Raw genomic sequence first — 16295 nt, 5'->3', positions numbered from 1 at the left:
GAAGTACTATTGATAAAATTTGAATTGTAGTGTATAGAGGAAGTAATGATCCGATAGGATTTCAAGGAGTACTCGTCCTGTTGGTGACAATCTTTTTATACCGATTTGCTTATATAGCCGGAAAAATAATCATTTCAACAACATATACTATTCCCAAAACAATGAAAGAAGCATTCCAAACCACAAAATAATCCTTTTTTAATTACAGAAATCACAGAGGCAGGGTTGAATTTCCTTCCTTTTGCAATCTCTGTAACTACAAAAAATATTTTCTATCCTCTCTGACGTACCACTTCAAAAAGCAACACTGCTGCTGCAGCGGAAACATTCAGGGATTCGATCTGACCTTTTTGTGGGATTTTAATACAATCGGTCGCAATATTGATCAACTCCTCATCGATCCCCTTATCTTCCGATCCCATAATAATTGCTGTAGGCAAAGTCAGGTCTGCACCAGTATAAAACTTTTCTGCTTTCTCGGTAGCAGCATATACCCGAATGCCCCGTTGGAATTTCAATTCGCGGACCACTCTCTTTAAATTCAATACCCGGCACACCGGCACATGATATAAAGCACCGGCAGAGGTCTTCAAAGCATCTGAAGAAATTTTAGCCGAATTTTTATTGGGAATGATCACCACATCCACTCCGGCACATTCTGCACTCCGGACAATCGCTCCGAAATTACGGACATCGGTTACCCGGTCCAGGATCAATACAAAAGGTACCCGTCCCGCCGCTTCGACGCCATCCAACACTTCTGTCAGATCCTGATAGGGAACAGGTGATATTTCAGCCAGTACCCCCTGATGATTCCGATCGGCGAAAGGCTTAAAAACATCTTCCGGCACATACTGGAAAGGAATATTCCGTTCCCGGATCAAACTGAACAACTGCTGAAACAACTCGCCTCGTACGCCCTGTTTCAACATCACCTTATCTATCTCCTTTTCCTGCTGAATCGCTTCAATCACAGCCCGGATCCCGAATATACATTCCTGTTTATATTTTGCCATATCCCGCCTTTTATTTTATATTTTTAATAACCTTCTTCTCTCCCTCTATATTCATAACCTTTAGCTTTTAGCCTCTAGCTTTTTACCTTTTACTTTTCACCTCTTCCTCTTCCTCCGTCGCTTTCTCCCATTCTGTCATCGCTTCTTCCAGTTCTTTTTGTGTCTCTCCGTATTTTTTCAACAACTCATCGTTCACCACTCCCGCAGCCATCTGTTTTTCTAAAGCAACCACTTCACTTTCCAGTTCCGTGACCCGTTGTTCGGCCCTCTCTACCCGTTGTTCAGCCTTACGGATTTCCTTATTCAACTGTTTTCTTTCTTCAAAAGACAGTTTATTCTCACTCACTTCCCGCTCGGCTTCATCATTAGAAATTCCATTGCCTTTGGGTTTATGCAATTGTTCATATTCCCGGAAACAAGCAATCTTCTTGGCTGCCAGAAAGTCGGTTATCCCTCCTAAATATTCCTTGATATGCTGGTTAGCGAACTCATATACTTTATCCGCTAAACCGGTCAGGAAATCACGGTCATGAGATACGACAATCACTGTACCTTCGAACTTTCTGAGCGCTTCCTTCAAAATATCCTTTGTCCGCATATCCAGGTGATTCGTCGGCTCATCGAGAATCAAAAGATTATAGGGCTCCAGTAATAAACGTACCATCGCCAAACGGGTACGTTCTCCTCCCGACAATACTTTTACTTTTTTGTCAACCTCCTCTCCGGAAAACAAAAAGGCTCCCAAAATATCCCGGATTTTCTTACGGATTTCCCCTTCGGCAACCCGATCGACCGTATCCAGGACAGAAACTTCAGGATCCAATAAATCAGCCTGATTCTGAGCAAAATAACCGATATTGACATGATGTCCGATCTTCAATTCTCCCTCGAAAGGAATCTCGTTCATGATCATCTTGACCAGGGTAGATTTACCTTCTCCATTCTTACCGACAAAAGCTATTTTTTCTCCCCGCTTGATATCCAACTGAATACCTTTCAATACCACATGATCACCATAAGCTTTCGTCAACTCCTTACCCGTCAGGACAATTTCTCCCGACCGGACAGCCGGCTGGAACCGCACTGTAATACGGGCCATATCTTCTTCCTCGACCTCTATCCGCTCCAATTTTTCCAACTGTTTGATCCGCGATTGCACCTGAACGGATTTTGTCGCCTTATATCGGAAACGCTCTATAAAATCTTCTGTATCCTTAATCTGCTTCTGCTGGTTTTGATAAGCCCGCATCTGCTGTTCGATCCGTTCTTTATGCAATTGCTCGAACTGAGAATAAGCCACTTTATAATCATACACTTTCCCCAAAGAAATCTCAAGCGTCCGGGTAGTCACATTATCCAAAAAAGCACGGTCATGCGACACCAGGACTACAGCCCCGGAATAAGTCTGCAAAAAAGATTCCAGCCAGGAAATAGATTCTATATCCAAATGATTGGTCGGCTCATCGAGTAAAAAAATATCAGGACGTGCCAATAATATTTTAGCCAATTCGATACGCATGCGCCATCCCCCACTAAATTCCTCACAATTACGGTCGAGGTCTTCCGGTTTAAAACCCAGGCCCTTCAAGACAACCTCTACCTCACGGTCGATATTATTCTCCCCCCGTATCGCCAACAATTCCGTTTTCTCATGAATCTTATCCAAAAGTTTCATGTAAGCTTCCGACTCATAATCTTCCCTCCCAGCCAACTCCAGATTCAATCGCTCCACTTCATCCTTCAAGGCAAACAAATCGGCAAAAGCCTTTTCAGCCTCTTTGCGGACGGTATTTCCATCCGTATATACTTTGGTCTGGGGTAAATATCCGATCTTTATATCCGAAGCCATCGAAATATTCCCTTCAGACGGTATTTGTAAACCTGCTAACATCTTCAGTGTCGTCGATTTCCCTGCTCCATTCCTTCCCGTCAAACCGATCCGGTCTTTCTTATTGATCAGAAATGAAACAGAATCCAATAAATAGAATCCTCCGAATACAACACTTACATTATTAACTGAAATCATAAAATCATAAACTAAGTCCACCGCAAAGATAGGGTGAAAAAAATCCCCAAACCTGTTTTTTGTCATGTTTTTTACACAAAAACTTTCTTATTTTTGACCAACTTAAAAGATTTTTCTTACAACCAATAAAACTAATTCACTATGCCTAAAGGAGTTTACAAATTACCAAACATTACCAATGAACCGATAAAAAGTTATGCTCCGGGATCTCCCGAACGCGCAGCATTAAAAGAAAAATTAAACGAGATCCATAATCAGGTAGTCGACATCCCGATGATCATCGGTGGCAAAGAAATCCGGACCGATAAACTGGCCGACATTCGTCCGCCTCATGATCACCAGCATTTATTAGGGCATTATCACCAAGGAGATGCCTCCCATGTACAATTAGCTATCGACGCTGCAATGAAAGCAAAACCGGCTTGGGAAAAGATGAACTGGGAAAGCCGGGCTGCTATTTTTCTGAAAGCGGCAGAGCTGATTTCCGGTCCTTACCGTCAGATTTTAAATGCCGTGACGATGTTGGGACAATCCAAGAATGCTTTTCAGGCAGAGATCGACTGTGTTTGTGAATTGGCTGATTTCTATCGTTTCAATGTTAAAAATATGTACGATCTTTATCATATGCAACCCAACTCGTCGGCAGGCATCTGGGATCGTACGGTATGGCGCCCGTTAGAAGGTTTCGTATTTGCCCTGACTCCGTTCAATTTCACTTCTATTGCCGGTAATTTGCCGGGAGCTCCTGCTTTAATGGGAAATGTTTGTGTATGGAAACCTTCGAAAACTGCAGTCTATTCAGCTTATATCGTCATGAAAATATTACAGGAAGCCGGTCTGCCCGACGGTGTGATCAACTTGGTATACTGTTCAGGCCCGACAGCTTCAGACGTAATATTCAGCAATAAGGACTTTGCCGGTATTCATTTCACCGGTTCTACCGGAGTATTCAATGACATCTGGGCTACTATCGTTAAAAACATCGGTAAATATCGTTCTTATCCACGTATCGTCGGTGAAACCGGAGGTAAAGATTATGTTTTTGCCGACCCGACAGCTAAAGCACTACCGGTAGCGACAGCTTTAATCCGGGGAGCCTTTGAATATCAGGGGCAAAAATGTTCTGCCGCTTCACGCGCTTACATTCCTTCCAACATCTGGCCGGAAGTAAAAGCTTTGATGCAGGCAGATTTGAATAAAATCAAAACCGGAGGAGTCGAAGATTTCAGTAACTTCGTCAATGCTGTGATAGATGAAGCTTCTTTCGACAAACTGGCCAAAGCAATCGATGATGCGCAAGCTTCGCCCGATGCCGAAGTGATCCTGGGAGGCAAATACGATAAATCCAAAGGCTACTTTATTTACCCGACTGTTATCCAGGCCAAGAAACCGGACTATATTACGATGCGCGAAGAATTGTTCGGTCCGGTATTGACGATCTACGTATACGAACCCGATCAAATAGAGGAAACGCTCGACCTGCTGGATGCCGGTTCAGCTTATGCCTTGACCGGAGCTATTTTCTCCAACGACAGAGCTAACATCGAAAAATTGACCGAGCGCCTGACACATACAGCCGGCAATTTCTACATCAACGACAAACCTACCGGAGCTGTCGTCGACCAGCAACCTTTCGGCGGCGGCCGGGCTTCCGGAACCAACGATAAAGCCGGATCCGTGTTCAACCTGCTGAGATGGGTATCTCCACAATGTATCAAAGAAACCTTCATCCCCGCAACCAACTACATGTATCCGAATTTTTTGGAAAGCTAAAAAGGCTATAAGCTAAAGGCTAAAAGCTAAAAGTAAGAGGCTATAAGGTTAAAACAAGAAGCTAAAGGCTAGGCTCATCCCCTGCTTTTAGCTTTTTTTATCGCCTAATTTCACCGTTTTACTTCTGTCCCATTATTTTTTTACCTTTATCTATTAGCCTCTCGCTCTTAACCTTCCCCCTTTACCTCCTACCTTTAGCTTATAGCCTCTTACTTATACCCTTTAGCTTATAGCTTCCCACCTTTGGCTTTTTCAGCCTTCCCGCTTTTTTTTACCTTTTACCTTTTACCTTTTACCTTTTTAACCCTATCTTTGTCCGTTTATCTTAACCAACTTATCATGGCAGGAATAAAAAGTTTAGCCAAGGACACGGCCATTTATGGTATGAGCAGCATCATCGGGAAATTTTTAAACTGGTGTCTGACTCCTTTGTATACCTACTTGCTTGTCCCGGCCGAATACGGGATTGTCGTTTACTTGTATGCCTGGATCGGTACCATGCTCGTACTTCTGACTTACGGTCTGGAAACCGGTTTTTTCCGGTATGCCAACGACTCTTCTAAAGGAGATCCCCAAACCGTATACTCCACTTGTATGACTTCGCTCGGGATCACGACCTGTCTGTTTCTGATCTTGGTTTTCAGCTTCTTATCCCCCATATCGGGAGCATTACAATACGGGCAGCACCAAGATTACATCGGGATGATCGCAATAATCATCGCCCTGGATGTTTTCAGTGCCCTTCCCTTTGCCTATTTGCGTTACCGCTTACGTCCCCTTCGTTTTGCTTTCCTGAAATTATTGAATATCGCACTCACTATCATTTTCAATTTATTTTTTCTGGTAGTTTGTCCGGTCATTTATAAAAATCATCCCGACTTGATCTCCTGGTTTTACCGGCCTGATTATGGAGCTGGGTATATTTTGGTTTCCAATGTGATCGCTTCCTTCGTATTGTTGTTGTTGCTGACTCCTGAAATATTCAGGATACGCTGGCATTTCGACTGGCGGTTGTTAAAAGAAATCCTGCATTACTCTTTCCCGCTATTGATTCTGGGATTAGCAGGTATCATGAACCAAAATCTGGATAAAATCCTATATCCTTATCTATTGTCCGACCCCCAGGTTGCTGCCGATCAATTGGGAATATACGGAGCCAACGTCAAAATCGCAGTAGTCATGATCATGTTCACCCAAGCCTTCCGTTATGCATACGAACCTTTTATTTTTGCCAAAACCAAAGGAGAAGATAAACGCACAACTTATGCCATGGCGATGAAATACTTTGTCATCGTAGATTTACTCATTTTTCTAGGAGTTATGTTCTACCTGGACATTATCCGGTATTTCATCGATCCCCGTTATTTTGTCGGTTTAAGAGTAGTACCGATTATTATGTTGGCAGAATTGTTTTCAGGTATATTTTTCAATCTTTCGCTGTGGTACAAACTCACGGACCGTACCCAGTGGGGGGTATATTTTTCTTTGATCGGTCTGGTCATTATCGTGGCCCTCAACGTTCTGTTCGTACCGAAATTCGGTTATATCGCATGTGCCTGGGCTGCTTTTGCCTGTTATTTTGTGATGATGTTTCTCTCCTGGCTGGTGGGGCAAAAATATTATCCCATCCATTACGATCTGAAATCCATCGGAAAATATTTGCTTTTGGCTTTGGTGCTATATGGCATTGCCGTCAGTGTCCCTATCGAAAACATGTTGCTGCGTTTGGGGTTCCGGACCATCCTGTTATTTATCTATCTGATTTATCTGATCAGGCACGACCTGCCGTTGAATCAGATTCCCTATCTCAACAAACTGATTTTTAAAAAACAAAAGTAATCACTTCTATTTTTCATTTATAATGGCTTTTATTGATGTATTGGAACAATTCCGGAATTATCTGAAAGGCATTCTGGACTCTTCGAACGAAAGGGAAAATGAGGCGGAGACCATCGACAATATCCGTAAAGGAATCAATTTCAAAGGCAGTAACCTTTGGGTATTGATTTTTGCCATCTTTATCGCTTCCCTGGGACTCAATGTAAATTCCACGGCAGTGATCATCGGTGCCATGTTGATCTCCCCTTTAATGGGACCGATCATGGGTATCGGCTTAGGGGTCGGAATCAACGACTTTGAATTGATCAAAACCTCTTTCCGGAATCTGGCTATCGCCACTATTTTCGGTATCCTGACTTCCACCCTTTATTTCCTGATCTCTCCACTCAACGAAGCCCGTTCCGAGCTATTAGCCCGGACCACTCCTACCATCTACGATGTGCTTATTGCTTTCTTCGGCGGACTGGCCGGCATCGTCGCTTCAAGCACGCGTCTGAAAGGAAATGTGATCCCCGGTGTAGCCATCGCTACCGCTTTGATGCCTCCCCTCTGTACTGCGGGATTCGGTATCGCCAGTGGTAACCTGACTTATTTTTTCGGAGCTTTTTACCTCTATATGATCAACTCTGTCTTTATCGCCTTCGCCACCACGCTGGGAGTCAAACTCATGCATTTTTCTAAAAAGACTTTTGTAGATCCCGTACGGGGCAAGAAAGTACAGCAGATCGTTTACACCATCATTTTTGTGACTATGGTACCCAGTATCTACATCACTTACAACATGATCAAAACCAATATCTTCGAAACAAACGCCAACCGTTTTATCACCAATGAAATCAATTTTCCGAATACTTTCGTAGTCAATAAGCACATCCTGCAAGACAGTATTTCCGTCACCTTGATCGGTAAGGAAGTGCCCGAAGACTACCTGGCGATATTACGTCAAAAACTATCCCAATACAAACTGGAAGGTACTCGTCTATCGGTTCTCCAGGGACTGACACAGGAAAAAGAAAAAGGACAAAAAGATGAGTTGGATAACATGATCCTACAGGATTTTTACAAGCACAATCAAAATAAAGTATTACGGCAAGAGAACGAAATCATCCGCCTGCGGGCTCAATTGAACAGTTATTCCAATTACGATTCCCTGGGCCTGAAAATTACCCCCGAGATCAAAATTCTATTTCCCAAGGTGGAAACGATCGGCTTATCGAAAATGATCAGGAATCGGATTGCAACTTCACAATCCGACACCCTGACAGTAGCGATTCTATCCTACACACAAAGGCTGACGCCAGAAGAAAAGCAGCAATTACACGCCTGGCTTACTACCCGGCTAAATGTCGGGAAGCTGGAAATCGTTACGGAAAATCAGTAACAGCTTATTTCCGCGGCACCCATTTCATCTCTTCACATCCCGAATCGTATGCTATTTTACGTGCCAGGATAAATAAATAGTCCGATAATCGGTTCACATACTTCATCACCGACCCGTCTACCTCAGTCTCTGCGGCCAGATCCAGTATCCGCCGTTCTGCACGCCGGCAGATCGTCCGCGCCATGTGACAAAACGAAACACACTGATTACCACCCGGCAACACGAAGTATTTCATCGGAGGAACTTCGGCATCCATCCGGTCGATGCCATTTTCCAGTAATGCAATATCTTCTTCCGTCACACCAATAGGCTCCTTCAGATTGGCCGACGACTCAGGATCAGTAGCCAAATTCCCTCCCACATCGAACAAGCGGGACTGAATCTCCACCAATTCTTCTGCAATCACCTGCTCCAAAGGAAAAGAACGGATCATGCCTAAAAAACTATTCAATTCATCGATCGTACCATAAGATTCCAAACGTGCACTATTCTTCGGTACTCTCTTTCCTCCAATCAGGGAAGTCATTCCTTTATCACCGGTTTTTGTGTAAATTTTCATGACAATTTTCTTTAGTTATCTCTCTGGTTACCTGCCAAATTCTCAGTTCTTCAAAATTTAGTAGTGCCTCATAATATCTAATTTTAAATCAAACCATTATCCATCCCCCTCTTCTTTTTACGTCTTATCCGCCGTCACTGTTTTATCCGTTATCCCTCTATATCATCAAACAATACCTCCCCTCCTGGATCTTATCGTCAAAAAATAGAATCCCATACCACATCATATCCACCGATACAGTTGCTTTTTCAAGCCATTGGTGCCACAGACGGGCATGTATTCCCTTCTTGTGAATATCGGCAATAACGATACATTTCTGCGGGTGATTTTGCAACATTCCGGCAAAAGTCGTTTCATCCAGTGGAAACTGCCGACCGATATAAATGAAATCGGCAGATTGCAATGTATCCAATTGATTAACACTAATCTCGACATCACAAACTTCCTGCAAATACCGACAAAGGATATCGGCATTTTTTCCCAGGCAAATCATCCGATGTACCCGAAGCGAACGTACCAAACGGGATAATAAGCGGAAAATTTTTCTCTCCCGATGATTCAAACAATTTTCTCTCTCCAACCTCTCGGGATATTGAAATTGTTTCTCCCGATCCCGGATAACATTTAAAATTAAATTAAACATAAAAGGGGAATGCACTCCATATCCCCGTTTATGTCTAAACCGGACAGCATGTTTTATCCGCTCTTTCAGATAGCCCATTTTTCTATGAATTACAGTCGTTTCAAAGATTTGAATAAAATCTGATCAGACAAAAGTAGTGCATTTTTTCCAATTTCATTTTTAGGCTCATGAAAAACGTTGTAACTTTGAAACGGTAAAGAAAACACCACAATTTACATGTGCCGTTTCCGACCGATTAATTTAAAACTTTGTAACACGATTCATGGAACTTGCAGGATTGAATATCAAATTTCTACCCGGTGTCGGTGAAAAGAAAGCTGCCGTGCTCTATGAGGAACTTCAGGTGCAGAGTTATGAGGATATGCTCTACCATGTCCCTTTCAAATACATCGACCGGAGTAAAATCTATTCCATCGCAGAATTGAACGGACGTCTGCCTTATATTCAGATCAAGGCTAAAATCCGTAATCTGAAAACCATCGGTGAAGGCAAAGCCTTGCGTATGACTGCAACGGCTTATGACGAGACAGGAACCCTGGAATTAGTCTGGTTCAAAGGATTTAAATTCCTGACCAACCAAATCGAACCCGACAAAGAATACCTGATTTTCGGACAACCTTCCGAATTCAACCACAAGCTGAATATTGTACATCCTGAAATCGACAGCTTTGAAAAAGCTTCCCAACTGTTGGTCGGTTTTCAAGCCGTCTATCCGACCACCGAAAAGATGAAAAAGGCTTTCCTAAACTCCAAAGCGATCAGCAAAATTCAGGATTCCATTTTTAAAACCATCAAAGGGAAAATCTCAGAAACCCTGCCAGCCTGGTTTATTCAGCAACACAAACTCATGTATCTGCATGAGGCTCTCTATAATATCCATTTCCCGGAAAATCCGGACATGCTGCGTAAAGCTTTATTCCGACTGAAATTTGAGGAACTATTTTACATCCAGCTGAATATCCTGAAACTCAAATACAAACGCAAAACTTATTTTAAAGGCCATGAATTCAAAACGATCGGTGAATATTTCAACACATTCTATCATCGATACCTACCTTTCGAACTGACCGATGCACAAAAACGGGTGATTAAAGAAATCCGTCAGGATTGCGGCAGTGGGAAACAGATGAACCGGCTGTTGCAGGGAGATGTAGGCAGCGGTAAAACCCTGGTGGCTGTGATGTGTATGCTGATGGCGCTGGACAATTGTTGCCAGACCTGTCTGATGGCTCCCACCGAGATTCTGGCCACCCAACATTATGAAACGATCCAAGGGATGTTGGGAGAAATGGGGATCACCGTAGCTTTACTCACAGGGTCGACAAAAAAACGCGAGCGGGAAGAAATTCACCGGGGCTTACAGGACGGTAGCCTGCAAATTCTGATCGGTACCCATGCTTTGCTCGAAGATGTGGTGTCTTTTCAGAATATCGGCCTGGTGATCATCGACGAGCAACACCGTTTCGGTGTAGCCCAACGTGCCAAACTCTGGCAAAAAAATACCATTCCTCCCCACGTACTGGTGATGACAGCCACCCCTATTCCCCGTACATTAGCTATGACTTTATATGGTGACCTCGATGTGTCGGTAATCGACGAACTTCCTCCGGGACGTAAACCCATTACTACTTTTCATGCTTTCGATAAAAAACGATTGGAAGTATTTCAGTTTATTGAAAAAGAACTGCTCAAAGGACGGCAGGCTTATGTGGTATATCCCTTGATCTATGAGTCGGAAAAAATGGATTTCCGGAATTTGGAAGAAGGCTACGAACAAATCAACAATTACTTCCTTCCCAAAGGATATAAAGTAGGCATGGTTCACGGTAAACTCAAACCGGCTGAAAAAGATTCGGAAATGCGCCGTTTTGTCACCGCAGAAACCAAAATACTGGTATCGACGACAGTCATCGAAGTGGGGGTAAACGTTCCCAATGCTTCTATTATGGTCATTGAAAGTGCCGAACGTTTCGGATTGTCACAGCTCCATCAGTTACGGGGACGGGTAGGCCGCGGCGCTGACCAATCGTATTGTATTCTAATGACTTCCTATAAGATTTCCAACGAATCCCGGAAACGCATCGATACCATGACCGCTACCAACGACGGTTTTGAAATCGCCGAAGCCGACCTGAAATTGCGTGGTCCCGGAGATATCGAAGGAACCCAACAAAGTGGCCTCACCTGCAGTCTAAAGGTGGCTAATCTGGGTAAAGACACCTTGATCCTCAACGAAGCAACCCGAATCGCCAACGGCATCCTGTCCGAAGATGCCGATTTGATCAAGGAAGAAAACCAACTCTTCGCCATCCAAATCAAACGCCTGTTCAAAACCCGCATTACCTGGAGGTATATTTCCTAGAGTAATAACCATAAAAAGAAATGCAATGAAAAAATTTATAAACTGATCCGGCAAAATATGGAGAAGCAGGGACCATAAAAAAAGAGCACCTCCGTAGAAGTGCTCTTTTCATCTTTATTTTACGCCTTATTTCTTTTTATAGAATTTATGCGGTTTGATCATACTTTCGGGTTTCAGCAACTGATCCAGTTCATCTTTGGTCAGTAGTCCTTCTTCGAGTACCAGATCGTAAACGCTACGGTTTTCTTTCAGAGCACGTTTAGCGATACGGGAAGAATTCTCATAACCTAAAGTCGGATTCAAAGCAGTAACAATACCGATGCTGTTCAATACCAAATCCCGGCAGTGCTGAGCATTGGCCGTAATACCTTCTATACAGAAGATACGCAGACGATCCATACCCTTCTGCAACATCTTGATCGAACTGAAGATGGCATGAACCATAACCGGTTCCATCACGTTCAACTGCAACTGTCCGGCTTCGGCAGCGAAAGTAACCGTCAGGTCATTACCGATAATCCGGAAGCAGATCTGGTTAACCACTTCAGGAATAACCGGATTCACTTTACCCGGCATGATAGAAGAACCCGGCTGCATCGGCGGCAGGTTGATCTCATTCAAGCCGCAACGAGGGCCGCTGGATAACAGACGCAGGTCATTGCAAATTTTAGATAATTTCACAGCCAAACGTTTCAGGGCTGATGAATACATGACAGATGAACCGGCATCGGGAGTAGCCTCGATCAGGTTGGAAGCCAATACAAATTCTTCACCGCTGATGATCCGTAAGTTCTTAATACATTTTGAAGAATATTCCGGTTCGGAATTGATACCTGTACCGATAGCTGTTGCCCCCATATTCACTTCGAGGAACAATTTAGCCATCTGGTTCAGCCGGTCTACTTCTTCCTCCAGGTTTGCAGCAAAAGCTTCGAATTCCTGTCCCATAGTCATCGGCACAGCATCCTGCAACTGGGTACGTCCCATTTTCAGCACTTCTTTAAACTCTTCTCCTTTAGCCCGGAATGCCTGAATCAACAGTTTCAGGTCAGCAACCAGTTCCTCGTTCATAAAGATGAAGGCCAACTTGAAAGAAGTCGGATAAGCATCGTTAGTCGACTGAGACATATTGACATGGTTGTTCGGGTGACAGTATTGGTATTCACCTTTTTGGTGTCCCATCAATTCCAATGCCCGGTTAGCAACCACTTCATTGATATTCATATTGGTAGAAGTACCTGCACCTCCCTGGATCAGATCGACCGGGAACTGATCGTGGAGTTTGCCTCCGATAATTTCTTCACAAGCCCGGGTAATTGCATTGGCAATATCGTCCGGAAGGATTTCCAATTCCTGGTTTGCCTTTGCAGCAGCCCATTTCACCATAGCCAATGCTTTCACATAATTCGGATAGTCTCCGATGGTGATCCCACTGATATTCTGGAAATTCTCGATTCCCCGAAGAGTTTGTATACCATAGTACGCATCTGCCGGCACTTCTTTTTCGCCTAGCAAGTCATGTTCAATACGTGTTTTCATTATATCAATCGTTTATATTACAATAAGACTTGATCTTTTCCCTACGCAATTCACCGAAAAATGTTTCAATCGAATCGCTAAAGCCTTTGGATTATAACAGTTTGCTTCATATTCACCTATAAAAGCTTACACTCCTTCTCTAAAGGCACCCCAAAGTTAGAAAAGAAAAAAGGATTAAACCAGAGATTTTCAAAAAGAAATAACTCGCTCATTACCTGAGAAAAGAATGAGACACAAACGTTTACGAAAATTTAAGGAATATTTAATAGATCGGACCCTTAAAAAAGGAATGATTTACCGCCTGTCATCTACTTTTTTACGGAGAAACCAATAGTAGGTTTATTTTTTCTTTCTATTCCGATTCCGGGTTTTATCCCGTCAGACCGGTTCGCCTGGACCGGTCCGTTAAGGCTTTCCTTCACTGACCGGCGGAACTCCTCACTGCGTTCGTCAGACACCACCGGTCGGGCGTTCGGAAAACCTAACCGGACCCTCGTTCCTGCTCCAATGGTCTTCCGGCATAAAACCCTTCATCTCACGGCAGAGCTAACCGGCAAAGAAAATACAACCAAAAATTTGCAACAGCAGGAAGCCGGACCGTCCGGATTATTTCCAGTGAGAATAATCTTTCTTAAATCAAGACTGGTTTGCAATTCAGTGATAACGTAAGTCGGAGGTGATCGGGATTGGCGACCATTGGAGCTCTGGCGAGTGTCGTCTTGCTTTTTCTGAACGCCCGACCGGTGGTGTCTGACGAGCTTGCGAGGAGTTCCGCCGGTCAGTGATAGAAAAAGTTAGACGACCGACAGAAGCGACCGGGTCGCCAATTCCGATCACCGAAGACGAATTACTAACGAAATAAACCTACGTTTCTATTATAGCCTAAATTTCCTCTTCCGTTTTTTCCTCGGTCAACGGCTTCAGATTTTCCGGAATCTGTTCTTCTTCATCGGAAAAATAAGGAAATACATCCATAAACTGAGTATCCGTGAGACTGGCAATCTCATAAGGAACCACAAAAGAAGCCAGACTTTTCTCCAGATTCTCCAAAGCTTTGTTAATATTCGAGGCTGCCACCAGATAATACTGACCGGTGGATTTTTCTTTTCCGCTCACTTCATCGGCATCGATGATGTTTACCTTCGCCTTATACCAACGGTCGTCATTTTCATCTTCCGAAGGAACCAGTTCCGTAATATTCGATTTTCTCAGACTACTGATATAATAATCTCCCGAAATCACCGATTCCATCTCATGCATAATCCTGCTCTCTGCTTCCGTATACGACATCGCATCCAACAGGTAAGCTTCATTTACTTTTTTTTCACGCCCATCCTCGTTCACCTTCATGTACTTCACCTTCGCTTCAAACCAATTCGCAGTCATTTTTCTCTGTTTTTTATTATTTACAACAATCACTCACATCACACTCTGTTCGTAATGCTCCGGCAAAGATAACACAAAATCGGCCGGTAATTACCATCTTGCCTTTATTTCACTTTTTCAAATCAGAATCCGAAAAAAATTTTACGTTCATTATATAAAATAGTATATATTTGTTCAGATAGAAATATCACCAATCAAAGCATACTGATTATCAATTCAATAAACAATGGAAGAACAAAAACAGACCCAACTGGAAATCGATCTGAGCCATGAGGTGGCCCAAGGCACTTATGCAAATCTGACGATCATAGCACATTCAACTTCGGAGTTTATTATCGACTTTATCCGTTTGATGCCCGGAGTAACGAAACCGGAAGTAAAAAGCCGGATTATTCTGACTCCCGAAAATGCCAAACGCCTGATGTTGGCTTTACAGGACAATATCTGGAAATATGAACAGGATAACGGTACGATACGCCTTGCTTCGGAAAACCAGCAACCGACAGGATTTCCTATCGATCTGGAACCGAAAGGACAGGCTTGAATAACTGCAGGCATTTTTTCTTTCTGTCCCGGAATCGGGACAGAAAGTCTTTTTATCAATTCAATATCAGCTCTATCACCGGAATTTCAACATCGGGCCTGACATCCGGTAACACCAAAAGAATATCCTTTTCGTCCAGTTCATCCTTGTGGGTCACACTTGCATTGGCCTTACCGAACCGCAATTCCGAACGGTCGTGCAAAAACTGTGCATATTTCACCTTACCGGCATATCCTTTCAACAACAACCTGCCTAACGGATAATCCAGTAAATGCACATACAGGCGGTTTGTCTCCGGATTATAAGTCAGCAGCGTATTGTCCGGAGCATCAAAACCGGCCGGAGCCTCTGTACAGCCATAAATGGAAGGACTGTTCACAGCCATCCATTTGCCCAAACCGGCAAGCCTCTCCTGTGCCCTTTGATCAAAAGTCCCCCTAGCCGTAGGCCCCACATTCAAAAGCAGGTTTCCCCCCTTGCTCACCGATTCGATCAGCAACCCGAGCAATTGCCTGTTGTCTTTCCAGGTAGCCTCGTCCCGGTAATATCCCCATGATCCGGAAAAAGTCTGACAGGTTTCCCAGGGGATTTTCTTTCCGTCTCTTTCCGGCCATTTGGCCACCTTATACTGTTCCGGAGTGCTGAAATCCCAGCCTCCCGGCACATCCAGCAAGTCTGCCCGGTCGTTTACAATAATACCCGGCTGCAATTTACGGACCAGTTTCATCAAATTCTCCGAATCCCAATCCTGCCGTCCCTTACCATATTCCCCTTTGGGATAAGAATAATCCAGCCACATCAGATCGATCTTTCCGTAATTGGTCAGTAATTCCGTCACCTGATTTTTCACATACTCCCGGTAGCGGTCCATATCCTTCCCCTTATTCAGTTTCTTGTAGTCTTTCGGATCTTTAGGTGCCTGCGGATGAATCCGGTCAATCTCAAAGTCCGGATGGTGCCAATCCAGCAGACTGTAATAAAATCCCACCTTCAGTCCTTCCGCCCGGAAAGCCTCCACCCACTCCCTGATCAAATCCTTGCGGCACAAGGGAGCGTTCAGGGCCTGATAGTCCGTATAATCAGTTTTGAACAGACAAAAACCTTCGTGGTGCTTCGTGGTGATCACCGCATACTTCATACCCGCAGCTTTCGCCATCTTGGCCCACTCACGCGGATTATACAAATCCGGCTCGAACAAGTCGAAATACTTTTCATAATCTTCCACCG

Annotated in this window: 12 protein-coding genes; 5 read left to right on the top strand and 7 right to left on the bottom strand. The window is 43.7% G+C overall.

Annotated features, from left to right (window positions below; translation table 11 throughout):
• Positions 1-272 precede the first annotated feature (272 nt).
• Positions 273-1016: a 23S rRNA (guanosine(2251)-2'-O)-methyltransferase RlmB gene (gene rlmB / locus WS42_RS07825; protein ID WP_013612154.1), complete on the bottom strand. Its 744-nt coding sequence runs from the start codon at positions 1014-1016 to the stop codon at positions 273-275.
• A gap of 82 nt (positions 1017-1098) precedes the next feature.
• A complete protein-coding gene (locus tag WS42_RS07820; RefSeq protein WP_046403928.1) occupies positions 1099-3042 on the bottom strand; it encodes an ABC-F family ATP-binding cassette domain-containing protein in 1944 nt (647 codons plus the stop codon).
• Between the two features lie 141 nt (positions 3043-3183).
• On the opposite strand from WS42_RS07820, the gene pruA reads away from it, so the two are divergent.
• From pruA to WS42_RS07805, 3 genes are all read left to right on the top strand, one after another.
• A complete protein-coding gene (gene pruA, locus WS42_RS07815) occupies positions 3184-4815 on the top strand; it encodes an L-glutamate gamma-semialdehyde dehydrogenase (RefSeq protein ID WP_022161415.1) in 1632 nt (543 codons plus the stop codon).
• A gap of 339 nt (positions 4816-5154) precedes the next feature.
• Positions 5155-6654, top strand: a complete 1500-nt coding sequence (locus WS42_RS07810) for a lipopolysaccharide biosynthesis protein (RefSeq protein ID WP_022161416.1) — start codon at positions 5155-5157, stop codon at positions 6652-6654.
• A gap of 22 nt (positions 6655-6676) precedes the next feature.
• Complete coding sequence (locus WS42_RS07805; RefSeq protein ID WP_013612158.1) at positions 6677-8035, top strand: DUF389 domain-containing protein; 1359 nt, start codon at positions 6677-6679, stop codon at positions 8033-8035.
• 4 nt (positions 8036-8039) lie between these two features.
• On the opposite strand, the gene WS42_RS07800 is transcribed toward WS42_RS07805, so the two are convergent.
• Both WS42_RS07800 and WS42_RS15455 read right to left on the bottom strand, forming a co-directional pair.
• Positions 8040-8594 carry a cob(I)yrinic acid a,c-diamide adenosyltransferase gene (locus WS42_RS07800; RefSeq protein ID WP_022161417.1) on the bottom strand — a complete coding sequence of 185 codons (555 nt, stop codon included), beginning with the start codon at positions 8592-8594 and terminating at the stop codon, positions 8040-8042.
• A gap of 157 nt (positions 8595-8751) precedes the next feature.
• A complete protein-coding gene (locus WS42_RS15455; RefSeq protein WP_013612160.1) occupies positions 8752-9315 on the bottom strand; it encodes a hypothetical protein in 564 nt (187 codons plus the stop codon).
• Positions 9316-9499: 184 nt separating this feature from the next.
• On the opposite strand from WS42_RS15455, the gene recG reads away from it, so the two are divergent.
• Positions 9500-11599, top strand: coding sequence for an ATP-dependent DNA helicase RecG (gene recG / locus WS42_RS07790; protein WP_046450954.1), 2100 nt, complete (start codon positions 9500-9502; stop codon positions 11597-11599).
• 126 nt (positions 11600-11725) lie between these two features.
• Here recG and aspA read toward each other — a convergent pair whose 3' ends face one another.
• Together aspA and WS42_RS07780 are read right to left on the bottom strand one after the other, a co-directional pair.
• Positions 11726-13138 carry an aspartate ammonia-lyase gene (gene aspA, locus WS42_RS07785; RefSeq protein WP_195446752.1) on the bottom strand — a complete coding sequence of 471 codons (1413 nt, stop codon included), beginning with the start codon at positions 13136-13138 and terminating at the stop codon, positions 11726-11728.
• Positions 13139-14020: 882 nt separating this feature from the next.
• Positions 14021-14524 (bottom strand): DUF4494 domain-containing protein, encoded by a 504-nt coding sequence (locus tag WS42_RS07780; protein ID WP_046450952.1) that lies wholly within the window; start codon positions 14522-14524, stop codon positions 14021-14023.
• Between the two features lie 226 nt (positions 14525-14750).
• Between WS42_RS07780 and WS42_RS07775 the strand changes: the two genes are divergently transcribed.
• Positions 14751-15068, top strand: a complete 318-nt coding sequence (locus WS42_RS07775) for a DUF3467 domain-containing protein (protein WP_022161424.1) — start codon at positions 14751-14753, stop codon at positions 15066-15068.
• Between the two features lie 55 nt (positions 15069-15123).
• Here the strand turns inward: WS42_RS07775 and WS42_RS07770 are convergent.
• Positions 15124-16295, bottom strand: a 1172-nt coding sequence (locus tag WS42_RS07770; RefSeq protein ID WP_046450951.1) for an alpha-L-fucosidase, incomplete at its 5' end; no start/stop codon positions are given.

This window comes from Odoribacter sp. N54.MGS-14, assembly GCF_000980295.1.
GTDB classification, from domain to species: Bacteria; Bacteroidota; Bacteroidia; order Bacteroidales; family Marinifilaceae; genus Odoribacter; species Odoribacter splanchnicus.
Note: the sequence above shows the minus strand (reverse complement) of the source record. Positions and strands in the feature narration are given on the sequence as shown.

What these genes read in the sequence shown, in the direction of transcription:
- rlmB (WP_013612154.1), bottom strand. Translation starts at nt 1,016, where the DNA reads ATGGCAAAATATAAACAGGAATGTATATTCGGGATCCGGGCTGTGATT.
- WS42_RS07820 (WP_046403928.1), bottom strand. Translation starts at nt 3,042, where the DNA reads ATGATTTCAGTTAATAATGTAAGTGTTGTATTCGGAGGATTCTATTTA.
- pruA (WP_022161415.1), top strand. Translation starts at nt 3,184, where the DNA reads ATGCCTAAAGGAGTTTACAAATTACCAAACATTACCAATGAACCGATA.
- WS42_RS07810 (WP_022161416.1), top strand. Translation starts at nt 5,155, where the DNA reads ATGGCAGGAATAAAAAGTTTAGCCAAGGACACGGCCATTTATGGTATG.
- WS42_RS07805 (WP_013612158.1), top strand. Translation starts at nt 6,677, where the DNA reads ATGGCTTTTATTGATGTATTGGAACAATTCCGGAATTATCTGAAAGGC.
- WS42_RS07800 (WP_022161417.1), bottom strand. Translation starts at nt 8,594, where the DNA reads ATGAAAATTTACACAAAAACCGGTGATAAAGGAATGACTTCCCTGATT.
- WS42_RS15455 (WP_013612160.1), bottom strand. Translation starts at nt 9,315, where the DNA reads ATGGGCTATCTGAAAGAGCGGATAAAACATGCTGTCCGGTTTAGACAT.
- recG (WP_046450954.1), top strand. Translation starts at nt 9,500, where the DNA reads ATGGAACTTGCAGGATTGAATATCAAATTTCTACCCGGTGTCGGTGAA.
- aspA (WP_195446752.1), bottom strand. Translation starts at nt 13,138, where the DNA reads ATGAAAACACGTATTGAACATGACTTGCTAGGCGAAAAAGAAGTGCCG.
- WS42_RS07780 (WP_046450952.1), bottom strand. Translation starts at nt 14,524, where the DNA reads ATGACTGCGAATTGGTTTGAAGCGAAGGTGAAGTACATGAAGGTGAAC.
- WS42_RS07775 (WP_022161424.1), top strand. Translation starts at nt 14,751, where the DNA reads ATGGAAGAACAAAAACAGACCCAACTGGAAATCGATCTGAGCCATGAG.